Here is a 21,897-nt window from a genome sequence, read left to right on the forward strand (position 1 = left end):
GCCCCGGCCCACGTGCCGGCGGCGCCTACGCGGGGGAGTAGGTGAGGCAATCGGCGGTGTCCGCGCCGGAGCCGATCGTCACGGACTCCGCCGAGCAGAGCAGGTCCCTGTTGTGCGTGCACTCCACGCGCTGACAGGCGCCGACGTGCGCGCTCGCGGTGGGGAGGCCGCCCCGGACGTCGAGCGAGATGAACGTCCCGCACTCGGCGTGGTCGGGTGATCCCGCCACGGTGATCGCCGGGGCCGTGCAGTCCGCGTCGGCGTTGAACGAGCACGTGGTGACGGTGCAATTGCTGATTCCGGTGAGAGTGGCCATGGCGGTTGCTCCTCGTATCGGTGGGTGTTCCCGGTGGTGCCGATCCGGTTGCCGCGGACCGTCGGGTGCCACCGAGTCAACCCCTGATCGGCTCGACTTGCAAGCAAGGAGAGCCTGTGCTAGGTCAGGTTAGCCTAAGCATCTGACCAGCGCTTTCCCTGAATGTCCGCGGTGTGAGCTCCGCGGACCGCGTACCCCCGCCGCCTCCCGGTGGCGTGTGTGGTCTCCGATCCCCCTCTGGACATCTGTGAGCCATGGCACTATGGTCGAACTCAGTTAATCCGACTTAACTGAAAGGGAGCGGCGCTGATGACTTCCGCGACCACCGATCACCCGACCACCAATCGCCAGGCGCACGAGGAGCTCCTCTCCGACCTCCGCGACCGCCTCGAGCGGGCCGCGTTGGGCGGTGGGGAGAAGGCCCGTGCCCGACATCTCGAGCGGGGCAAGCTCCTCGCCCGCCAGCGGGTGGACGTCCTCCTGGATCCCGGTAGCCCGTTCCTCGAGCTGTCCCCGCTGGCCGCCGAGGAGATGTACGGGGGCAAGGCGCCGGGCGCCGGTGTCGTGGCCGGGATCGGCCGGGTCTCCGGGCGCGAGTGCCTGGTGATCGCCAACGACGCGACCGTCTCCGGCGGCACCTACTACCCGATGACGGTGAAGAAGCACCTGCGTGGCCAGGAGGTGGCGATGGCCAACAACCTGCCGTGCATCTACCTCGTGGACTCCGGCGGGGCGATGCTCCTGCAGCAGGACGAGGTCTTCCCGGACCGCGACCACTTCGGCCGGATCTTCTACAACCAGGCGAACATGTCCGCCAAGGGCATCCCGCAGATCGCCGCGGTCATGGGTTCGTGCACCGCCGGCGGCGCCTACGTCCCGGCGATGAGTGACGAGGCCGTGATCGTCCGGAACCAGGGCACGATCTTCCTCGCCGGCCCGCCGCTGGTGAAGGCGGCCACCGGCGAGGAGGTCACCGCCGAGGAGCTCGGTGGCGGCGACCTGCACGCCAAGACCTCCGGTGTGGTGGACCACCTGGCCGACGACGACTACGACGCGCTCATGAAGGTCCGCCAGATCGTGGCGACCTGCCCGCCGGCGCCCGAGCCGGACTGGGAGGTGCTCGAGCCCCGCGAGCCCGCCCGCCCGCAGTCCGACCTCTACGACCTCGTCCCGGTCGACTCCCGCCAGCCCTACGACGTGCGCGACATCATCGGCACGATCGTCGACGGCGGCGAGTACACCGAGTTCAAGGAGAACTACGGTGCCTCGATGGTGACCGCGTTCGCGCGGATCCACGGGCATCCGGTGGGGATCATCGGCAACAACGGCGTCATCTTCTCCGAGTCCGCGCTCAAGGGTGCGCACTTCATCGAACTGTGCGACCGCCGCAAGATCCCCCTGGTCTTCCTGCAGAACATCACCGGCTTCATGGTCGGCCGTCAGTACGAGGCGGGCGGCATCGCCAAGAACGGCGCCAAGATGGTCACGGCCGTGGCGTGCGCGCGGGTCCCCAAGTTCACCATCGTCGTGGGCGGGTCGTTCGGTGCCGGCAACTACTCCATGTGTGGCCGTGCGTACTCCCCGCGGTTCCTCTGGATGTGGCCCAACGCGAAGATCGCCGTGATGGGCGGGCCCCAGGCGGCCGACACCCTCGCCTCGGTGCGCGCGGCGCAGGTCACCAAGTCGGGCGGGGAGTGGACGGACGAGCAGCAGGCCGAGTTCACCGCGCCGATCCGCGAGCAGTTCGAGGAGCAGTCCACCGCGTACTACTCCACGGCCCGACTGTGGGATGACGGGATCATCGATCCCGCCGACACCCGTACCGTCCTCGGCCTGGCCCTCGCGGCCGCGGCCAACGCCCCCCTCGAGCCGGTCAACAACGGCGTCTTCAGGATGTGAGTCGAGCTATGTCACAGAAACTCCACACCGTTCTGGTGGCCAACCGCGGCGAGATCGCGTGTCGCGTGATCCGTTCCCTGCGGGCCGCGGGTATCCGCTCGGTCGCCGTCTACTCCGATGCGGACGCGGACGCCCTCCACGTGCGCATGGCCGATGCCGCCGTCCGCCTGGGCCCGGCCCAGGCCTCGCAGTCCTATCTGGACTTCGAGAAGGTGATCGACGCGTGCCGCCGGACCGGCGCGCAGGCCGTCCACCCGGGATACGGCTTCCTGTCCGAGAACTCGCGGTTCGCGCGGGCGCTCGAGGAGGCGGGCCTGATCTTCGTGGGGCCGCCGGCCACCGCGATCGAGACCATGGGCGACAAGATCACGGCCAAGGCGGCGGTCTCGGCTCGTGACGTGCCCACCGTGCCCGGGATCTCGCGACCGGGACTGACCGACGACGAGTTGGTGGCCGGCGCCGACGAGGTCGGGTACCCGGTCCTCGTCAAGCCGTCCGCGGGCGGCGGCGGCAAGGGCATGCGACGCGTGGAGCGACCGGAGGACCTGCGCGCCGCGCTCGACTCCTCCCGCCGCGAGTCGGCGGGCGCCTTCGGCGACGACACGCTGTTCCTCGAGCGGTTCGTCGACACCCCCCGCCACATCGAGGTACAGGTCCTCGCCGACACCCACGGCAACGTCATCCACCTGGGTGAGCGTGAGTGCTCGCTGCAGCGCCGCCACCAGAAGGTCATCGAGGAGGCGCCCAGCGCGCTGCTCGACGAGGTCACCCGCCAGCGCATCGGCACCGCCGCGTGCGACGCCGCCCGCTCGGTCGGCTACGTCGGCGCCGGCACGGTCGAGTTCATCGTCTCGGCCAACGCCCCGGACGAGTTCTTCTTCATGGAGATGAACACCCGTCTGCAGGTCGAGCACCCGGTCACCGAGATGGTGACCGGCGTGGACCTGGTGGACTGGCAGGTCCGCATCGCAGCGGGCGAGGAACTGACGCTGCGCCAGGAGGACATCACCCTCACCGGCCACGCGATCGAGGCCCGCGTCTACGCGGAGGACCCGGCGAAGGGCTTCCTGCCCACCGGGGGCACGGTGCTCGGTCTGGAGGAGCCCTCGGGCGACGGCATCCGCGTGGACTCCGGCCTGCGCGTCGGCGCGGTCGTCGGCAGCGACTACGACCCGATGCTCGGCAAGGTCATCGCCCACGGCTCCGACCGCGCGGAGGCACTGGCCCGGCTCGACGCCGCGCTGGCCGGCACCCACGTGCTGGGACTGCGGACCAACATCGACTTCTGCCGGTTCCTGCTCTCCCAGCCGGAGGTCGTCGCCGGCGACCTCGACACGGGTCTGCTCGATCGGACCCTCGACGACTACACCGCCACCCCGGCGCCCGAGGGTGCACTGGTCGCCGTGGCCATGCACCGCACCGAGGAGCGCTGGGCCCGCGTGCCGGCCGCCCGGCGCGGACCGTGGGACGTGCCCAACGGCTGGCGGGTCGGCGGGCGCGCCGAGGTGTGGACCCGGCTGGACTCCGGCCCGGGTTCGGACGCCGTCACCGTCGGTCTCAGGGGAACACCCGACGACGCCGAGGTGACCATCACCGACGCCACGATCGGCTCCACGGCCGAGCCCGAGGTCTCCTCGCGGCACCGGGCCAGGGTCGCCCGGGACGGCGGGTCGCTGCGACTGACCGTCGACGGCACCCAACAGCGCTGGACCGTCGTCCGCTCCGCTGACCCCAAGGCGGCGGACACCTTCTGGGTGGCCGGCGACGGTGGCACCTGGGACCTGCGGCTGCTCCCGTTGATCGACTCCCGGATCCACGACGCCGGGTTGTCGGACGGTCAGATCCTCAGCCCCATGCCCGGGTCGGTCATCGCGTGCTTCGTCGCCGACGGCGACGAGGTGACCGCGGGTCAGAACGTCCTGGCCGTCGAGGCCATGAAGATGGAACACGCCCTGTCGGCACCGATCGACGGGGTGGTCCGGCTGAACGTCTCCACCGGCGAGCAGGTGCCCGCCGACCATCTGCTCGCGACCGTCGAGCCCTACCCCTCCACCGAGGAATCCGAAGGAGAAGGCAATGCCTGAGTTGGAAGAGCACTACGCCGACCTGAAGTCGACGGTCGCCGAGTTCGCCGACAAGGTGGTCGCCCCCGCCTCGGCCGAGCACGACCGCAACCACACCTTCCCCTACGAGGTCGTCGCCAAGATGGGCGAGATGGGCCTGTTCGGCCTGCCCTTCCCGGAGGAGTTCGGCGGCATGGGCGGCGACTACTTCGCCCTCTCCCTGGCACTCGAGGAGCTGGGTCGTGTCGACCAGTCGACCGCCATGACGCTCGAGGCGGGCGTGGGCCTCGGCGCGATGCCGATCTACCACTTCGGCACCGACGAGCAGAAGAACACCTGGCTGCCGGATCTCGCCGCGGGCAGGAAGCTCGCGGGCTTCGGCCTCACCGAGCCCGGTGCGGGGTCGGATGCCGGCGCCACCAAGACCACCGCGAAGCGCGACGGCGACGAGTGGGTGGTCAACGGCAACAAGCAGTTCATCACCAACTCGGGAACCGACATCACCTCGTTGGTCAACGTCACCGCGGTGACCGGCGTGCGGGACAACGGCAAGAAGGCCATCTCGACCATCATCGTCCCGTCGGGCACGCCCGGCTTCACGGTCGAGCCGGCGTACGACAAGGTCGGCTGGAACTCCTCCGACACCCACCCGCTGACGTTCTCCGACGTGCGGGTCCCGGCGGAGAACATCCTCGGCGAGGAGGGGCGCGGGTACGCGAACTTCCTGTCGATCCTCGACGAGGGGCGCATCGCGATCGCCGCGGTGGCCACCGGCGCCGCCCAGGGGTGCGTCGACGAGTCGGTGAAGTACGCGCGTGAACGCGAGTCCATGGGCCAGAAGATCGGGTCGTTCCAGGCGATCTCCTTCAAGATCGCCCGCATGGAGGCCCGCGCCCACACCGCGCGCTGCGCCTACTACGAGGCCGCCCGCCTCATGCTGGCCGGCAAGCCCTTCAAGAAGGAGGCCGCCATCGCCAAGATGGTCTCCTCCGAGGCGGCCATGGACAACGCCCGGGACGCCACCCAGATCCACGGCGGCTACGGGTTCATGAACGAGTACCCGGTGGCCCGGCACTACCGGGACTCCAAGATCCTCGAGATCGGCGAGGGCACCACCGAGGTGCAGCTCATGCTGATCGCGCGCGGTCTCGGGTTATGAGTGACCAGGCTGTGACGATGGACGGACAGCGCAAGGAGATCGTCCAGCGCGGACTGTGGTTCGAGGAGTACGAGGTCGGCACCGCCTACCTCCACCGCCCCGGGCGCACGATGACCGAGACGGACAACGTCCTGTTCACCACGCTCACCATGAACACCCAGGCCCTGCACCTGGACGCGGCGTGGTCGGCCGAGCAGCCGGGCTTCGGCGGCGAGCGGCTCATGAACTCCATGCACACGCTGTCGACGCTGGTCGGGCTGTCGGTCGCGCAGCTCACCCAGGGCACGATCGTGGCCAACCTCGGGTTCTCCGAGGTCACCTTCCCCAAGCCCGTGTTGCACGGTGACACCCTCTACGCCGAGACGGTGTGCACGGACAAGCGGGAGTCCAAATCGCGTCCGGGCGAGGGCATCGTGACTCTCGAGCACATCGGTCGCAACCAGCACGGTGACGTGGTGGCCAGGGCCGTCCGCAAGACGCTGGTCCGTAAGCGTCCGGCCGACCAGGCGGGGGAGGGGTCGGCATGACCCCGGCGTGGATCCCGCCCGGCCCGGCACTGCTGTTCTGCCCGGCCGACCGCCCCGAGCGGTACGGCAAGGCGGCCGAGCGCGCGGACGTGGTGATCGTCGACCTGGAGGACGCGGTCGCACCGGACGCCCGACCGGCCGCCCGGGAGGCGCTCGTGGCCTCCGACCTGGATCCGGAGCGCACGATCGTCCGTGTCAACCCGAGCGACTCCGATGATCACGCCGCGGACCTCGAGGCCCTCGCCGGGACGGGCTACCGTTGCGTCATGCTCGCCAAGACCGAGTCGGCCGCGCAGGTCGCCGACGTCCACGCCGCCACCGGCGCGGCGGTGTTGGCGCTGGTGGAGACGCCTCTGGGCGTGATCCGCGCCGCGGAGATCGCCGCCGCACCCGGATGCGCCGGGATGATGTGGGGCGCCGAGGACCTCCTGGCCGCCATGGGTGGCTCGACCAGCCGTTTCTCGGGAATCGAGGCCGGTGGCCCCCGGGTCGCGGGGGAGTACCGCGACGTCCCGAGGCACGCGCGTGCGCAGGTCGCGCTCGCGGCGGCCGCGTTCGGTCGGTGGGCGGTGGACTCGGTCCACCTCGACATCGCCGACGAGGCGGGTCAGCGCGCCGAGGCGCTCGACGCCGTCGCCCTGGGGTTCGTGGCCACCGCCTGCATCCACCCGTCCCAGGTGGCGGTGGTCCGACAGGCCTACGCGCCCGACGACGACGAGGTGGCCTGGGCCCGGAAGGTCCTCGACGCCGCCCGGAGCAACCAGGGTGTCTTCCGGCTGGACGGCCGCATGGTCGACGGCCCCGTCTTCCGACAGGCCGAGGCGACGATGCGTCGCGCCGCGGCCTCCGCCACCTGACTCGCCGCCACCCGACACGCCGCCACCCGACACTGCAACCCCCACTTCGTGGGCCGTCCGATCCCACCCTCAAGGAGCACCGAGATGACCACCACCGATCTCGATTCCACCCCACTGGACCCCGCCCTGTCCCACACCCGTGGGGACGCCGACGTCCCGCTGCTCACGCAGACGATCGCCGACAACCTGGCCGCCACGGTCGAGCGCTTCGGCGACCGCGACGCCCTCGTCGACGTGCAGGCCGGACGCCGGTGGACCTACACGGAGTTCCACGCCGACGTCCGTCGCCTGGCCTCGGGCCTGCTCCGGCTCGGGATCCGGACCGGCGATCGCGTGGGGATCTGGTCCCCCAACCGCTGGGAGTGGGTGATGATCCAGTACGCCACCGCCGAGATCGGGGCGGTGCTGGTCAACATCAACCCCTCCTACCGCGTCCACGAGCTGGAGTACGTGCTCAAGCAGGCCGGGATCAAGGCCGTGGTCGCGGCGCCCCAGTTCAAGGACTCGGACTACACCGGCATGCTCTCGCAGGTCCAGCCGAGCTGCCCGGACCTCGAGGTCGTCGTGCTGTTCGGCGACGAGGAGTGGGAGTCGATGATGTCGGGGCCCACCGACGCGGAGGAGCTGGCCGGGATCCGCGCCGGTCTCGGCGCCGGCGACCCCATCAACATCCAGTACACGTCGGGCACGACCGGGTTCCCCAAGGGCGCCACCCTCTCGCACACCAACATCCTCAACAACGGGTTCTTCGTGGGCGAGACGATCAACTACTCGGAGGTGGACCGGGTCTGCATCCCGGTGCCCTTCTACCACTGCTTCGGCATGGTGATGGGCAACCTCGCGTGCACCACCCACGGGTCGTGCATGGTGATCCCCGCGCCGGCGTTCGACCCCGCCGCCTCGCTGCGGGCGGTGGCGCAGGAGAAGTGCACGAGCCTGTACGGCGTGCCGACGATGTTCATCGCCGAGCTCGCGCTCGAGGACTTCGACTCCTACGACCTGTCGTCCCTGCGGACCGGGATCATGGCGGGGTCGCCGTGCCCGGAGGCGACCATGCGTCAGGTGATCGACCAGATGAACATGGAGGAGGTCTCGATCTGTTACGGCATGACCGAGACCTCCCCGGTGTCCACCCAGACCCGGGCCGACGACTCGTTGGACCGCCGCGTCTCCACCGTGGGGCGGGTCGGCCAGCACCTGGAGATCAAGATCGTCGACCCGGAGTCGGGTGAGACCCTGCCGCGCGGCGAGGCGGGGGAGTTCTGTACCAAGGGGTACAGCGTGATGATCGGGTACTGGAACGAGCCGGAGAAGACCGCGGAGGCCCTCGACGCCGACGGGTGGATGCACACCGGGGACATCGGGGAGATGGACTCCGACGGCTACGTCAAGATCACCGGCCGGATCAAGGACATGGTGATCCGCGGCGGCGAGAACATCTATCCGCGCGAGGTCGAGGAGTTCCTCTACACGCACCCCGACATCCTCGACGCCCAGGTGATCGGGGTGCCGGATCCCAAGTACGGCGAGGAGCTCATGGCGTGGGTCCGGCTCAAGCCCGGGCGCGACGACCTCACGGCCGACGAGGTCCGCGATTTCGCCACCGGCAAGCTCGCGCGCCACAAGATCCCGAAGTACGTCCACGTGGTGGACGAGTTCCCCATGACGGTCACAGGCAAGGTCCGCAAGGTCGACATGCGCAAGACGGCGATCGAGATCCTCGGCATCGCCTGACGGCCCACACACCCAAGGAGGACGTGTATGTCCAGCAAGATCATGACAGCGGCGGAGGCCGTCGCGGACATCCCGGACGGGGCGTCGATCGCCGCCGGCGGATTCGGGCTGTGCGGGATCCCCCAGGTCGTCATCGAGGCCCTCGCGTCCCGCGACGTCGGCGACTTCGAGGTCTTCTCCAACAACGCCGGGGTCGACGGCAAGGGCCTCGGCATGCTCCTGGAGACCGGGAAGCTCCGGCGCATCGTCTCGTCGTACGTGGGCGAGAACAAGGAGTTCGCCCGCCAGTACCTGTCCGGTGAGCTCGAGGTGGAGTTGACGCCGCAGGGCACCCTCGCCGAGCGGATGCGCGCGGGCGGCTCCGGGATCGGGGCGTTCTACACGCGGACCGGCGTGGGCACCTACGTGGCCGACGGCGGGATGCCGTGGAAGTACGACTCCGAGGGCGGCGTCGCGGTGGCCTCGCCGCCCAAGGAGACCCGGGAGATCCGGGGCGAGACCTACGTGCTCGAGCAGGCCATCGAGGCCGACTTCTCGCTGGTGCGGGCTGCGGTCGCGGACCGCAGCGGCAACCTGCGGTTTAACCTCACCGCACGCAACTTCTCACCGTTGGCCGCCATGGCCGGCCGGGTGTGCATCGTCGAGGCGGAGAAGATCGTCGAGGTCGGCGAGCTGGCCCCCGACGACATCCACCTGCCAGGCATCTTCGTGCACCGCCTGGTGGAGCTCACCGCGCAGCAGGTGGAGCAGACCAAGTGGATCGAGAAGACCACCACCAACCCGCCCTCGGAAGGACAGCGCTGATGAGCAGGATCGGACGCGACCGCAAGGCGATGGCCGCCCGCGCGGCCCTCGAACTGTCGGACGGCCAGTACGTGAACCTCGGTATCGGGCTCCCGACGCTGGTGCCCAACTACGTCCCCGAGGACGTCAACGTCACCCTGCAGTCGGAGAACGGACTGCTCGGGATCGGCCCCTACCCACACCCGGACGACGTCGACCCGGACCTGATCAACGCCGGCAAGGAGACCGTCACCACGCTCCCCGGCTCGTCGATCTTCGACTCCGCGATGAGCTTCGGGATGATCCGCTCGGGCAAGATCGACGTGGCGATCCTGGGGGCGATGGAGGTCAACCCGGCCGGTGACATCGCCAACTGGATGGTGCCCGGCGCGATGGTCAAGGGCATGGGCGGCGCGATGGACCTCGTGGTGGGGGCCCGCCGCATCGTCGTGGTGATGGACCAGGTGGCCAAGGACGGCTCGTCCAAGATCGTCTCCGAGATCTCGCTGCCGCTCACGGGCCTGGGCTGCGTGGACCGGATCATCACGGAACTCGGGGTGTTCGACCGCGACGCAGACGGGCTGACCCTGGTGGAGATCGTCGACGGGGTGACCCTCGAGCAGGTCGCCGCCGCCACGGGAGCCCCGTACCGGGTGAGCGCGGACCTGGCGTGATCGAGGTGCTGCGGTAATCGCGCCACCGCCCGCCGGCGCCGCCGGACTCTGGACCACACCGGTCCGGGGTCGGGCGGCGCTCTCGGCGTTGGCCTGGGTGCTGGGGTATGTGGTCGGCCTCGTCGTCGTCGTCCTCCTCGTCCTCCTCGCCGCGAGCACCGTCGGCACCGCGCGACCCGACACCGCCCTGCTCGCCCTCGTGGTGCTCGGCGGCACGGCGGTGGCGGCGCTGGTCGCCGTGCGGATCCACCTGCTGCGCCGCCGCGGTCTGGGGTGGGCCGACGTGGGGCTGCGCCCCCCGGCGCGCACGCCGCTGCACCTGGTGTGGCAGATCCCGGCGGTGATGCTCGCGGGGGTCGCGGCGTCCATGGTCGTGCTCGTCCCGCTGGGGGCGGGGCCGGAGGGCTCCGACGACGGGCTCGAGGACCTCGCCACCGGCGGGCCGGCGTTCGTGGTCCTCGGGCTGCTCGCCGTCGCGGTGCTCGTGCCCGTGGCCGAGGAGGTGGTCTTCCGGGGGATCGTCCTACCCGCGCTGAGAGCGAGGTTCCGGGCGGTTCCGGGGATCGCGCTCGCGGGGGCGGTCTTCGCCGCCGTGCACCTGATCCCACCCGCGCTGCCCTACCTGGTGGTGGTGGGGATCTCGCTGTGCGTGATGGCGCAGTGGTACCGGTCGATCGTGCCCGGGATCGTGCTCCATGGCGTCAACAACGCGGTCGTGTTCGCCGGCATCGTCGCGGCGGGCGCGGCCTGAGGGCTTGCCCCCGCCGACCCACTTACCCACTTACCCACTTACCCGCTGACCCGCTGACCTGCTGACCCGCTGACCGGCTGCCGCGTCGTCGTGCTACCGCGCTTCCACCGATACGGTCGCACCTTCTCGCGCCACCGTCACCGGACCGTCGAAGTGACGTGACGCGATCCGTCCCATCTCCTGCGCCTCCTCCGGCCGCGCGAAGTGGGTGAGGACGAGATGGCGCACCCGCGCCTCGGAGGCGATCCCGGCGGCGAGATCCGGGGTGAGGTGCCCGTGCCCGTGGATCACGTCGTCGTCGGCGGTCAGGACGGTGGACTCGCACACGAACACGTCCGCCCCGGCGGCGGCGTCGACGACCCCGCGGCACGGGCCGGTGTCCGAGGAGAAGCAGACCACCCCGCCCGGGCCCGAGAACCGCAGCGCGGCGGACGGCACCGAGTGCAGGGCGCGATGAGGGGTGACCGTCCAGCTGCCGATCCCCACGGGCGTCCGGGCATCGAGGTCGAGCCCACGGACGTCGAAGGCGGACCGGATGGGCGAGACCATGGTCGGCAGGGTGGGTATCCCGAAGAGCTCGTCGAACCGCTCGAGACGACCGAGATCCTCCGAGGGCACGTAGAGCGGGATCCGCGGGAGCACGTCGGGGAACGTCCAGCGGTACGCCCAGGCCATGAGGTCGAGGCTGTGGTCCGCGTGAAGGTGGGTCACCACTATGCCGCTCAGTTCGGACAGCTCGTGGGTGCGAGCGAAGCTGAGCAGGGATCCGGGGCCGGCGTCCACCAGCACGGTGGTGGCGTCGTCCCGGACCAGATAGCTCGATGCGGCTCCGGTCCGGCCGGGGGCGGTGGCGTTGCAGCCGAGGACCTCGACGGTGGTCACAGCAGGACGATCCCTTCACTTCTGGCGGCCACGGTCACGACAGGGCCGAGGTCGGCAGGTCCGACGTGGTCCATGTCGAGCTCCGTGCCGTGCACATCGATGCGCAGCCGGGTGACGGTGCCGGCGAACTCGGCGTGGAGCACGCGGGCGGTGGTGGATCCCGGCGTGCCCGCGTCCGCGATCCGCAGTGAGTCGCGGCGGACGAGTACCCGGCGTCCAGGGCCCGGGGCGTCGCGCTCCACGCGGGTGACGTCGACGCCGGTGTCCGGGATGCGCCATCGGCCCCCCAGCACCTCGACCGCGTCCGGGGTGCGCACGGCCTCGAGGATCCGGCCCGACCCCAGGAAATCGGCCACGAACTCGTCCGCCGGGTGGTTCCAGAGTTCATCCGGCGTCCCGTGTTGGACCAGGCGCCCGTCCCGGACGATAGCGATCGAGTGGGCGAGCGCCAGCGCCTCCTGCTGGTCGTGGGTGACGATCACGGTGGTGCACCCGACCTCGGCGAGGTTCGCGGACAGGCTCCGGCGCAGACCGGCCCGCAGTTGTGGGTCGAGCGCGGAAAGGGGTTCGTCCAACAGGAGGACCGCGGGGTCGATCGCCAGTGCCCGGGCCAGGGCCACGCGTTGGCGCTGGCCACCGGAGAGTGCTCCGGGCCGCCGACCCGCGTACTCCGACAAGTGGACCAGCTCGAGGAGTCGGTCGGTGCGACGGGTCCGCTCGGCCCGGTTCACCCCGCGGGCCCGCAACCCGTACTCGACGTTCCCCCGTACCGACATGTGCGGGAACATCGCGTACGACTGGGGCACGAGGCCGATGTTCCGGCGAGCGGGCGGCTGAGCGGTGACGTCGGCGCCCCCGATCCGGACCCGTCCGGTGGAGGGACGGACCATGCCGGCGATCGACCGGAGGACGGAGGTCTTGCCGCATCCGCTGGGGCCGACCAGGGCGAGGATCTCACCCTCGCGGACGTCGATGGTGACTCCGTCGACGGCGAGGGTGTCGCCGTACCGCACGGAGACGTCCTCGAGGGCCAGGCCCGGTGTGGTGCTCATGACGGTGGTGTTCATGACAGGGACCTTTCGTGCATGCGGGCGCGCAGCGCGACGAGAACCGCGAACACCGGGAGGAGGGAGACGATGAACCAGATGGACATCGCCGACGCCAATTCGAGCCGTCTCGTCTGGTAGGCGTCGAACAGGGCGAACGGCGCCGTCGGATTGGCCGGGGCGTTGACGAAGAAGCTGATGTTGAACTCGCCGTAGCTCAGGGCGTAGGACATCGCTGCGGCCTGGACTATCGCGACAAGGCACCACGGGATCGTGATGGTGAGGACCTGCCGCGCGCGGGAGGCGCCGAGGCTCAACGCGACCTGCTCGCACTCGTCCAACCGGTCCGAGGCCAGCACCGGGACTAGTGCGGCCAGGGTGAAGGGCAGCGTGAACACGACGTGGCCGATGAGCAGCAGTAACCCGCTCGGACGCAGCTGGGCGTAGGTACCGATCAACGCGACCGAGATGGCGATGCCCGGGACGGCGAGCGGGACCGTGGCGAGGTAGCCGACCGCGCGGGCGGTGACGGAGTTCGAGCGGGCGGACCACCACGCGAGCGGTCCGCCGACGACCAGGTTGATCGCGGCGACGGCCACCCCGACCACCGCACTGTGCAGGAGCGTGGGGGACAGCAGCTGGAGCCCGAGGGCCATCCAGTCCAGCGTGAACCCGCCGGTGAACGGTCCCGCGATGAAGCTCACGCTGGTCGCCACGACCAGCGTCGCGATCATGGGTACCAGGACGACGCCGAGCATGAGCCACAGCCATACGCGGGACGCTGTCATCGGGCGACCATCCTCTCGGTGGTCCGGGCGAACGCACGGCCGGCGAGCAGGAACGCGGCCGCCAGGACCGCCAGGATCAGGGCGTTGGCGGACGCAGCCGCGATGTTGAACCCGGCGGAGCTGAGACCGTCCACCACCTCGAGCGGGAGCAGTCTGTCTCCGCGGGCGAGGACCGCGATCGTGCCGTATCCGCCGAGGGCGACCGCCAGTGCCGTCCCCGACGCCTCGATGATCGCCGGCAGCAGCAGGGGAAGGGTGACGGTGACGAAGACCCGGGCGCGTCCGCCACCCAGTGATCTGGCGGTCTCGGGGATCGCCGGATCCAGGTTCTCCGCGGCTCCACGGAGGGGTCCGATGATCCTCGGCAGGGAGAAGTAGGTGTACGCCACCACGAGGCCGGGGATGATGTATGCGGTGCCCGCCAGTTGCGGGAACCACAGGCCGAGCAGCCCCGTGTTGCCCAGCAGGACCACGGCGAAGAACCCGATGATGGTCCCGGGGAGCGCGACGGGGAGCGTGAAGGCTGAATCCAGTGGTGAGGTGTTGCGTCCCGCGTGTGAGCGGGCCGCCAGGTGGAGGACAAGTGGGACCGACAGGGCGATGGCGATCGCCACCGCCGAGACGCAGACCACGAGCGAGTTGACGACCGCGCGTTGGATCGCCTCCGAGGTGAGGGCGGCGACGAGATAGTCGGCGGTGAGGCCCGCCTCTTCGCGCAACCCGGTACGTCCTAGCCCGAGGGCGTTGCGGACCAGGGCCAGGAGCGGGTAGAGGGCGAACGCCAGCAGGAAGACGACCCCCGGCACCGCGGCGAGCCATCCCCAACGGGGACCACCCGCCGCGGTGGGGGTCACCCGGGTGCGGACGGTCAACGACCGACCTCGGTGGTGAAGGCGGCGATGAAGTCCTCCTGGACGGCACCCTGCTTGACGTAGTCGACCGTGCGGGCCCGCTGGTAGTCGGTGTCAGGGAGCATCTTCGCGGCCATGTCCTCCGGGATCGACCCGATCACCGGACGCATGAACCCACGGGCGAAGAGCTGCTGACCCTGCTCGGAGAAATAGAAGTCGAGGAGCTCCTCCGCGTTGTCCCGATTGGGCGCGCCGTTGACGATCCCGACGACGTAGGGGATGAGGAGGCTGCCCTCCTCGGGGATGACGACCTCGACGTCGATCCCCTCCTCCTGCAGCTTGTAGCCGTTGAAGTCCGTGTCGATGAGGATCGGGATCTCGCCCTGGCCCACCAACGCGGTCGCGGTCTGGGCCGGCGTCACGGCGCCGTTGTCCTTGAGTCGGCCGAGGTATTCGAGACCGGGGCCCCAGTCGTCCAGATCTCCTCCCATCGCCTCGTTGGCGGCGGTGGCGACCGAGTAGCCGACCGCGGCCTGGGTCGGGTCGAGGTATCCCACCTTGCCGCGGTACTCGGGCTTGGTCAGGTCCTCCCATGTCCGCGGCACCTCGGCGTCCCCGAGATGATCCTTGTTGACGATGAACGCCACCGCGCCGGTGTGCAGGGTGTGCCACCGGCCTTCGGGATCGCGGAGGTCCTCGTCGATCGACTCCACGCCCTCCGGGGTGTAGGCGCTGAGTAGATCCGCCTGCACCAACTGATCCGCGAAAGCGATGCCGACGTATGCGGAGTCGGCGACGGGTGAGGCGGCCTCGGCCTGGAGAGCTGCGAGCGTCTGTCCCGAGTTCTTGGGGTCGTTAGGGGCGGAGATCCCTGTCTCCTCCGAGAAGGCCGCCAGCACCTCCCCGAAGTTCCCCCATTCCGTGGGGCTGTTGTAGGTGATGACCGTGCCTGAGCCTCCAGCCGCGGTCGACGGGGCTTCCTCGCCCGCGGTGTCGGCGTTTCCACAGCCGGTCAGTGCGAGTCCGGCTGCAGCGGTCGCAGCGAGTGTGCGGAGGGTGCGTGAGAGAGTCATCGTCTGGTCCTTGGTCGTCTGATCCTGGGCCGTCGTCGGCCCGAACCCGTCGGTGCCGATGGCCGCGGCGGGCGCCGGGCCGGGTATCAGCAAACGCGTGCCAAATCGGTTTGGCAATGGGTCTGGGGGGCACTTCCGACACTGTTCGCCGACCGTTCACCCAGGTCCCGGACGTTCCCGGGGTAAGGACCCGCCCGGGTCGAGATGTCAGGGGCGGAGGTCTGCCACGGAGTCGCGCACCACGAGGTGGACGGGGACCACCGCGGTGCGGGTTTCCCGGCCGGGCTCGAGGAGCTCGGTCGCCGCGATCTCCCCGACGAGCCGGCGGTCGAAGGCGACCGTCGTCATGGCCGGCGCGAGCAGGCCCGACGTGGGCAGGTCGTCGTGGCCCACCACACTGACCTCCCGACCCACCTCGACACCCGCGTCCCTCGCGGCCCGGTACACCGCGGAGGCGGTGTAGTCGGAGTTCATCAGGAAGGTGCGCACGCCTCCCGGGTCCGCGAGCTGGTCGGCCACCAGGTCCCGCACGTCGTCGAAACGCAGTCGGCACGGCAGGATCTCGGGTCGCAGTCCCAGTTCCCCCGCACGGGCGAGGTAGGCCTGGGTGCGGTCCGTGTCGGCGGCGTCCGCCGGCGGTGCGGTGACGAAGCCGATCCGTCGGTGGCCGAGGCCCGCGAGGTGGTCGACCGCCAGGGTCACCGCCACGGGGTTGTCCGGGCCCACCGTGGTGACCCCGGGGGAGGGCGCGGTGTTGATCTGGACGATCGGCAGCTCGGGCCGGTTGACCCGCCACCAGTCGACCGCCTCCGTCCCGCCGACCGGGGCGATGGCCAGGGCGCTCACCTGCCCGTCGGCCATCCGGTGTACCGCCGCCAGCTCGGTCGAGGGATCGTAACCGGAGTCCATGACGACCACGTGTGAACCCCGCGACGAGGTGACGGCCTCCATCCCACGGAGCACGTCGAGGAAATAGGAGTTGGACAGGTTCCGCGTGATGAGCCCCACGGCATCCACACGCCCCAGCCGCAGGGCGCGGGCGGCGGGGTTGGGGCGGTACCCGAGCCTCTCGGCGGCATCACGGACACGTCGCACCGTGCTCGCCGCGACACGACCCTGGCCGTTGAGCGCCAGGCTGGCCTGGGGGACGGAGACGCCGGCCGCCCGCGCGACGTCGCGCAACGTGGTCCTGCTCCCCGGCGCCATACGACCTACTCCACCACAGAGGGCGCGGTGATCAGGCCAGCAGTGCGGACACCAGTAGTAGCACGGGGAGCGCGCCGAGGGTGGTGAGGACCGCCGAGTCGCGGGCGAGGAGCATCCCGTGTCCGTAGCGGGTGGCCACCACGAGCACGTTCTGCGCGGTGGGCAGGGCTGCGGCCACCACCACGGTGAGCAACTCGTGGCCCTGCATCCCCATGAGACCTCTGCCGATGGCATAGGCGAGCAATGGGTGCGCCACCAGTTTGAGCACGCTCGCCAGCGCGATCTCCCGTCGCGGTGAGGCTCCGGCCTCGAGCACCTTGACGCCGTAGAGGGACATACCGAACACCAGGAGCGCACCGGGGACCGAGATCTGACCCACCAGGTGGACGGGCTCGAGGATCTTGTCGGGCGGCGTCCAGGGCAGGGCGGCCACCACCACCCCGGCGAGAGCGGCCAGGACGATAGGGGTACGGACGGCCTGGACGATCGAGCCGAGCGCTCCGCCGCCTCGATCGCCGGCCGTGTCCTCTGAACCCTCGGTGCCCTCTGTACCCGCGGAGCGCGCGGCACGCTCGAGCACCGCGATCGCTATCGGCTGGAGCACGACCACCTGGAAGAGCAGGAGGGGCATCACGAAGCCGAGGTCGCCCAGGACGTAGAGGGCGATGGGGATGCCGAGGTTGGCGGAGTTGACGTATCCGGCGGACAGGGCCCCGACGACGAGGTCGGCGGCCGGGCGTCTGAGCCACAGCCTCGCGATGAGCACGTATGCGACGGCGATGAGGATGGCCGAGCCCGCGGAGACCACGAAGACGCCGGTGAAGACCTGGTCGAGCGTGGTCCGGGCGAGGGCGTCGAACAGCAGGGCCGGGGTGGCGACGAAGAACACGAGCCGGTTGAGCACCAGTCGGGCGTCGGTGCCGAGGACCCGGGAACGGGCGAGCAGCCACCCGAGTGCGACGACCGCGACGATCACGGCGAAGCCGTTGAGGACGCCGGCCACTGCGGACTCCTGGGGTTCGGGGGAGGGGAGCGGTAACGCCGATCGGGGCCGAGCACTCCTGCGGGCAGGAGGCGCGACCCCGATCGGGTTGCTGTTGCCTGTGTCGGCGGCTATTTACCGCGAACGGGACGTGCGGTGCGGTTCGACCGCGCCGAGCAAGGGCTCAGCGGCTGGTGAACGGCAGCAGTGCCATCTCACGGGCGTTCTTGACCGCGACGGCGACCTGACGCTGCTGCTGCGGCGTGAGGCCGGTGACGCGGCGCGAACGGATCTTGCCACGATCGGAGATGAACGTGCGGAGGGTGTTGACGTCCTTGTAGTCGACCGTCTCGATACCCGCGACCTTCAACGGGTTCTTCTTGGGCCGACGACCCTCCTGGGCACGGATCTTCTTGGACGGGGTGCTACGCGCTTTTGCCATGATTACCTACTCACCAACTCGACTTCGTGACACCGGGCAGCTCGCCACGGTGGGCCATCTCGCGCATGCGGACGCGGGAGAGGCCGAACTTGCGGAGGTAGCCGCGGGGGCGGCCATCGGCGACGTCGCGGTTACGCACCCGCACGGGCGAGGCGTCACGCGGCATCTTGTTGAGCGCGGTCTGGGCGTCCATGCGCGCCTCGTCCGTGCTCTCGGGGTTCTTGATGATTGCCTTGAGCTCGGCGCGGCGCTCGGCGAACCGGGCCACCTTGGCCTTGCGCTGCTCGTTGCGCGCGATCTTTGACTTCTTGGCCACGGGTCAGCGCTCCTCTCGGAATTCGACGTGCTTGCGGACGACCGGGTCGAACTTCTTGAGGACGATGCGGTCCGGGTTGTTACGGCGGTTCTTGCGGGTCACGTACGTGAACCCGGTCCCGGCCGTGGACTTGAGCTTGATGATGGGTCGAACGTCGTTACGTGCCATCTCAGATCTTCTCCCCACGGGCGCGGATACGGGCCACGACGGCCTCGATGCCATCGCGGTCGATGGTCTTGATGCCCTTGGTGGAGACCGTCAGCGTGACGCGACGACCCTCGGAGGGCACGAAGTAGCTACGGCGCTGGATGTTCGGGTTCCAGCGACGGTTGGTCCTGCGGTGTGAGTGCGAGACGGACTTGCCGAAACCCGGCTTCCGTCCCGTTACCTGGCAATGCGCCGACATGGCGTGGTTCTCCTTCCGCCTCCTCGTACGGTGGCGCGTGATGGTCGGGGCTCCCGGTCGGCCTGGGCCGAACAGCAGCGGATCACCACGTCGCGGGCACCGTGAGAGGCGATAGCAAACGTGCAGACAACAGCGATGGTCTAGTTTACGGCCCGACCGCGGGAAACGGTAATCAGCACGTCAACGCCGGTGGGGACGGCCGGCGGAGCGTGCGAATTGGGTACGCGGTCATCGTACGGGTACGATCTACCGATGCGTGTGCTGATACCGGGATCCCCGGTTCGGCCACTGGCAGTTGCGTGCCCCTGACGGGGCGGGCGCCAGACCCAAGACTTCTACCGAGCTAGAGGGATCCAGTATGAAGAACGACATCCACCCCGACTACCACCCGGTGGTCTTCCAGGACTCGGGCACCGGCACCAAGTTCCTCACCCGCTCCACCGCGAAGAGCGAGCGGACCGTCGAGTGGGAGGACGGCAACTCCTACCCGCTCATCGTGGTCGACGTGACCAGTGAGTCGCACCCGTTCTGGACCGGCGCGCAGCGCGTCATGGACACGGCCGGCCGTGTCGAGAAGTTCCAGCGCCGTTACGGCAACCGCACCCGCCGCACCAAGTGAGCCGCGGGTCGGTGCTCCGCCGCCGACCCACACCCACACCCGAGACCTCAGAGGACGTAACAGTCATGGCAGTTCCGAAGCGTCGCCTCTCGCGCGCCAACACCCATTCCCGCCGCTCGCAGTGGAAGGCCGAGAACCCGGCCCTCCAGGAGACCAAGATCGACGGCCGCGCCGTGGTGCTGCCGCGTCGCCTGGTCAAGGCCGCCAAGCTCGGCCTCGTCGACCTCGACCGCTGAGTGTCGGTCGACTGATCGCCGAGACGAACTGAGCTCAGCGGCGCCCGCGCGTCGCACGCACACGCCCGGTCACGAGCCCGGTGGGTCCCCTCGGACCCACCGGGCTCGTCGGCGTCATCAGGACCCGGCGCGGACCGCGCATCGGTCGCGGTATTCCTCAGCCGTGGTTCAGGCGGGTGCGGGAGACTTCCCGGTATGAAGATCCTCGTTGTGGACGACGACCAGGCCGTGCGTGAATCCCTGCGCCGTTCCCTCACGTTCAACGGTTATTCGGTGGAGCTCGCGGGGGACGGGGTCGAGGCGGTCGAACGGCTCGACGCGAACCGTCCGGACGCGGTGATCCTCGACGTCATGATGCCCCGCCGCGACGGCCTCGAGGTGTGCCGGATACTGCGGAGTCGGGGGGACGACCTGCCCGTGCTCATGCTCACCGCCCGGGACGCGGTGTCCGAGCGGGTGGCGGGCCTGGACGCGGGTGCCGACGACTACCTGCCCAAGCCCTTCGCGCTGGAGGAGCTGTTGGCCCGGCTGCGGGCGTTGCTGCGTCGTCGGGGTCCGGAGGCCGAGGACGTGGACGAGGTGTTGGAGTTCGAGGACCTGCGGATGGACCTGGCGACCCGCGAGGTCAACCGGGGGGAGCGCCGGATCCAGCTGACCCGGACGGAGTTCTCCCTGCTCGAGTTGCTCCTGCACCATCCCCGTCGTGTCCTCACCCGGAGCCACATCCTCGAGGAGGTGTGGGGTTACGACTTCCCCACGTCGGGGAACGCGCTCGAGGTGTACATCGGGTACCTCCGGCGTAAGACCGAGGGCGACGGCGAGAGTCGTCTGATCCACACCGTGCGTGGCGTGGGATACGTGTTGCGCGAGACGCCGTAGTGCGAGCCCGCACGGTGGGGTGGGGCTCCACACCGATCTCCCTGCACCAGCGGGTCACCCTGTTGGCGGCGAGTTCGGTGGGCGTCGCGGTGGCCCTGATGGCCGTCGCGGCGTACTTCGTCGTGTCCGGGTCGATGTACAGCGAGGTCAACAACCGGCTCCAGCAACAGGCCGACCAACTGGTCAACAGCCAGCTCGCGTCGGAGTTCGCCCTCCAGTCCCGGAGCACCCTCATCGCGCTGCGGGCCTTCAACCCCAATCTGGACGCGCAGATCGTCGCGCCCTCCGGTGTGCGGACGGCCACCGGCGAACCCTTCCAGATCGGCGGCCCCGAGATCGCCGTGGTCCGCGGCGAGACCGAGTCGAGCCTGCGGACGGCCGGGGGCAAGCAGATCTATGCGGTGGGGGTGCGCGACGGTTCGACACTCATCCTGGCGCAGGACCTGAGCCCCACCAGGGCGGCCCTCAATCGTCTGGCGATCGTCCTGACGCTGGTGGGTGCGGCCGGCATCGCGCTGGCGGCGGTGGCCGGTACGGCGGTGGGGCGCACGGGTCTGGCGCCGGTCGCCCGGTTGACCAGGGCGGTGGAGCGGATCGCCAGGACCGACGACCTGCGGCCCATCCCGGTGGCGGGTGATGACGAGATCGCCCGGCTCACCGCCAGCTTCAACCAGATGCTCGTAGCGCTGGGGGAGAGCAGGGATCGACAATCGCGGCTCGTGGCCGATGCCGGGCACGAGCTCAAGACACCGCTGACCAGTCTCCGGACCAACGTGGAACTACTGATCGCCGCGAGCAGGCCGGGGGCGCCGACCATCCCGGCCGCGGACAGGGGGGCGCTCGAGGTCGACGTGATCGGTCAGATCTCCGAGCTCACCCAGCTGGTCGGGGACCTGGTCGAGCTCGCCCGTGAGGATTCCGGGGAGGTCGAGCTGGAGCCGGTCGCGGTGTCGGAGGCGGTCGAGCGGGCCCTCGAGCGGGTCCGTCGGCGGCGTCACGACGTGCGGTTCGACGTGGATCTGGCGCCCTGGTACTCGTTCGGTGACAACGCGGGGATCGAGCGTGCGGTGCTGAACATCTGCGACAACGCGGCCAAGTGGAGCCCGACCGGGGGAACGGTGACGGTCCGGATGAACCCGGTGTCGGAGTCGGTCGTGGAGTTGACCGTCGCCGACCAGGGGCCGGGTATCCCTGAGGAGGACAGGCAGCTGGTCTTCGAGCGATTCCACCGCTCGCGGGAGGCACGGGCGATGCCCGGTTCGGGGCTCGGGTTGGCGATCGTCCGCCAGGTGGTCACCCGGCACGGAGGCACCGTGGAGATCCATGACGCGGACGGTGGGGGCACCGAGGTGCGGATGACCATCCCCGGGTGTGAGCTCCCCCCGAACTGATCGACGGGGGCCGCGGT

Annotated in this window: 25 protein-coding genes; 13 read left to right on the forward strand and 12 right to left on the reverse strand. The window is 69.9% G+C overall.

What is annotated here, in order from left to right:
- Window positions 1-25: 25 nt before the first annotated feature.
- A complete protein-coding gene (locus ABD250_RS04040; RefSeq protein WP_182657769.1) occupies window positions 26-316 on the reverse strand; it encodes a DUF1540 domain-containing protein in 291 nt (96 codons plus the stop codon).
- Window positions 317-625: 309 nt separating this feature from the next.
- Between ABD250_RS04040 and ABD250_RS04045 the strand changes: the two genes are divergently transcribed.
- The 9 genes from ABD250_RS04045 to ABD250_RS04085 all read left to right on the forward strand — a co-directional run bounded on the left by ABD250_RS04045 (window position 626) and on the right by ABD250_RS04085 (window position 10,763).
- Complete coding sequence (locus ABD250_RS04045) at window positions 626-2,215, forward strand: carboxyl transferase domain-containing protein (protein ID WP_179525852.1); 1,590 nt, start codon at window positions 626-628, stop codon at window positions 2,213-2,215.
- A gap of 8 nt (window positions 2,216-2,223) precedes the next feature.
- A complete protein-coding gene (locus ABD250_RS04050) occupies window positions 2,224-4,299 on the forward strand; it encodes an acetyl/propionyl/methylcrotonyl-CoA carboxylase subunit alpha (RefSeq protein ID WP_344390750.1) in 2,076 nt (691 codons plus the stop codon).
- Complete coding sequence (locus tag ABD250_RS04055) at window positions 4,292-5,437, forward strand: acyl-CoA dehydrogenase family protein (RefSeq protein WP_179525850.1); 1,146 nt, start codon at window positions 4,292-4,294, stop codon at window positions 5,435-5,437. The genes ABD250_RS04050 and ABD250_RS04055 overlap by 8 nt, the downstream gene beginning before the upstream one ends.
- Before the next feature lie 17 nt (window positions 5,438-5,454).
- Window positions 5,455-5,964, forward strand: coding sequence for a MaoC family dehydratase (locus tag ABD250_RS04060; protein WP_179526313.1), 510 nt, complete (start codon window positions 5,455-5,457; stop codon window positions 5,962-5,964).
- On the forward strand, window positions 5,961-6,821 hold the full coding sequence (locus tag ABD250_RS04065) for an HpcH/HpaI aldolase/citrate lyase family protein (protein WP_179525849.1): 861 nt from the start codon (window positions 5,961-5,963) through the stop codon (window positions 6,819-6,821). The genes ABD250_RS04060 and ABD250_RS04065 overlap by 4 nt, the downstream gene beginning before the upstream one ends.
- A gap of 84 nt (window positions 6,822-6,905) precedes the next feature.
- Window positions 6,906-8,555 (forward strand): AMP-binding protein, encoded by a 1,650-nt coding sequence (locus ABD250_RS04070; RefSeq protein ID WP_179525848.1) that lies wholly within the window; start codon window positions 6,906-6,908, stop codon window positions 8,553-8,555.
- Between the two features lie 27 nt (window positions 8,556-8,582).
- Window positions 8,583-9,359 (forward strand): CoA transferase subunit A, encoded by a 777-nt coding sequence (locus ABD250_RS04075; protein WP_179525847.1) that lies wholly within the window; start codon window positions 8,583-8,585, stop codon window positions 9,357-9,359.
- A complete protein-coding gene (locus ABD250_RS04080; protein ID WP_182639376.1) occupies window positions 9,359-10,012 on the forward strand; it encodes a 3-oxoacid CoA-transferase subunit B in 654 nt (217 codons plus the stop codon). The genes ABD250_RS04075 and ABD250_RS04080 overlap by 1 nt, the downstream gene beginning before the upstream one ends.
- A gap of 97 nt (window positions 10,013-10,109) precedes the next feature.
- Complete coding sequence (locus ABD250_RS04085) at window positions 10,110-10,763, forward strand: CPBP family intramembrane glutamic endopeptidase (protein ID WP_344390755.1); 654 nt, start codon at window positions 10,110-10,112, stop codon at window positions 10,761-10,763.
- Between the two features lie 93 nt (window positions 10,764-10,856).
- Here ABD250_RS04085 and ABD250_RS04090 read toward each other — a convergent pair whose 3' ends face one another.
- The 11 genes from ABD250_RS04090 to rpmB form a co-directional block, all read right to left on the reverse strand.
- The gene (locus tag ABD250_RS04090; protein WP_182658812.1) at window positions 10,857-11,645 is read right to left on the reverse strand and encodes an MBL fold metallo-hydrolase; all 789 of its coding nucleotides are present in this window, start codon (window positions 11,643-11,645) and stop codon (window positions 10,857-10,859) included.
- On the reverse strand, window positions 11,642-12,712 hold the full coding sequence (locus tag ABD250_RS04095; RefSeq protein ID WP_182658813.1) for an ABC transporter ATP-binding protein: 1,071 nt from the start codon (window positions 12,710-12,712) through the stop codon (window positions 11,642-11,644). Before ABD250_RS04095 ends, ABD250_RS04090 begins: the two co-directional genes overlap by 4 nt.
- On the reverse strand, window positions 12,709-13,479 hold the full coding sequence (locus tag ABD250_RS04100) for an ABC transporter permease (RefSeq protein WP_206685745.1): 771 nt from the start codon (window positions 13,477-13,479) through the stop codon (window positions 12,709-12,711). The genes ABD250_RS04095 and ABD250_RS04100 overlap by 4 nt, the downstream gene beginning before the upstream one ends.
- Window positions 13,476-14,351, reverse strand: coding sequence for an ABC transporter permease subunit (locus ABD250_RS04105; protein ID WP_194306957.1), 876 nt, complete (start codon window positions 14,349-14,351; stop codon window positions 13,476-13,478). The genes ABD250_RS04100 and ABD250_RS04105 overlap by 4 nt, the downstream gene beginning before the upstream one ends.
- Window positions 14,348-15,403 carry an extracellular solute-binding protein gene (locus ABD250_RS04110; RefSeq protein WP_182658814.1) on the reverse strand — a complete coding sequence of 352 codons (1,056 nt, stop codon included), beginning with the start codon at window positions 15,401-15,403 and terminating at the stop codon, window positions 14,348-14,350. Before ABD250_RS04110 ends, ABD250_RS04105 begins: the two co-directional genes overlap by 4 nt.
- Before the next feature lie 207 nt (window positions 15,404-15,610).
- Window positions 15,611-16,609 carry a LacI family DNA-binding transcriptional regulator gene (locus ABD250_RS04115; RefSeq protein WP_182658815.1) on the reverse strand — a complete coding sequence of 333 codons (999 nt, stop codon included), beginning with the start codon at window positions 16,607-16,609 and terminating at the stop codon, window positions 15,611-15,613.
- A 31-nt stretch (window positions 16,610-16,640) separates the two neighbouring features.
- Window positions 16,641-17,612: an AEC family transporter gene (locus ABD250_RS04120; RefSeq protein ID WP_182658816.1), complete on the reverse strand. Its 972-nt coding sequence runs from the start codon at window positions 17,610-17,612 to the stop codon at window positions 16,641-16,643.
- A gap of 163 nt (window positions 17,613-17,775) precedes the next feature.
- A complete protein-coding gene (gene rpsR / locus ABD250_RS04125) occupies window positions 17,776-18,033 on the reverse strand; it encodes a 30S ribosomal protein S18 (protein ID WP_007632792.1) in 258 nt (85 codons plus the stop codon).
- Window positions 18,034-18,043: 10 nt separating this feature from the next.
- Entirely contained in the window at window positions 18,044-18,349 is a 306-nt protein-coding gene (rpsN, locus tag ABD250_RS04130; RefSeq protein WP_017836289.1) for a 30S ribosomal protein S14, read from the reverse strand.
- Between the two features lie 3 nt (window positions 18,350-18,352).
- Complete coding sequence (rpmG, locus tag ABD250_RS04135; RefSeq protein WP_017836290.1) at window positions 18,353-18,517, reverse strand: 50S ribosomal protein L33; 165 nt, start codon at window positions 18,515-18,517, stop codon at window positions 18,353-18,355.
- Window position 18,518: 1 nt separating this feature from the next.
- A complete protein-coding gene (rpmB, locus tag ABD250_RS04140; RefSeq protein ID WP_010542299.1) occupies window positions 18,519-18,755 on the reverse strand; it encodes a 50S ribosomal protein L28 in 237 nt (78 codons plus the stop codon).
- A 358-nt stretch (window positions 18,756-19,113) separates the two neighbouring features.
- On the opposite strand from rpmB, the gene ABD250_RS04145 reads away from it, so the two are divergent.
- The 4 genes from ABD250_RS04145 to ABD250_RS04160 all read left to right on the forward strand — a co-directional run bounded on the left by ABD250_RS04145 (window position 19,114) and on the right by ABD250_RS04160 (window position 21,880).
- Entirely contained in the window at window positions 19,114-19,374 is a 261-nt protein-coding gene (locus ABD250_RS04145; protein WP_095718598.1) for a type B 50S ribosomal protein L31, read from the forward strand.
- 65 nt (window positions 19,375-19,439) lie between these two features.
- Window positions 19,440-19,610, forward strand: a complete 171-nt coding sequence (rpmF, locus tag ABD250_RS04150; RefSeq protein ID WP_179525844.1) for a 50S ribosomal protein L32 — start codon at window positions 19,440-19,442, stop codon at window positions 19,608-19,610.
- Window positions 19,611-19,805: 195 nt separating this feature from the next.
- On the forward strand, window positions 19,806-20,489 hold the full coding sequence (locus ABD250_RS04155) for a response regulator transcription factor (protein ID WP_182617164.1): 684 nt from the start codon (window positions 19,806-19,808) through the stop codon (window positions 20,487-20,489).
- A complete protein-coding gene (locus tag ABD250_RS04160) occupies window positions 20,489-21,880 on the forward strand; it encodes a sensor histidine kinase (protein ID WP_179525842.1) in 1,392 nt (463 codons plus the stop codon). The genes ABD250_RS04155 and ABD250_RS04160 overlap by 1 nt, the downstream gene beginning before the upstream one ends.
- Window positions 21,881-21,897: the final 17 nt, after the last annotated feature.

It is taken from the genome of Dietzia cercidiphylli (genome assembly GCF_039531545.1).
GTDB classification, from domain to species: Bacteria; Actinomycetota; Actinomycetes; order Mycobacteriales; family Mycobacteriaceae; genus Dietzia; species Dietzia natronolimnaea.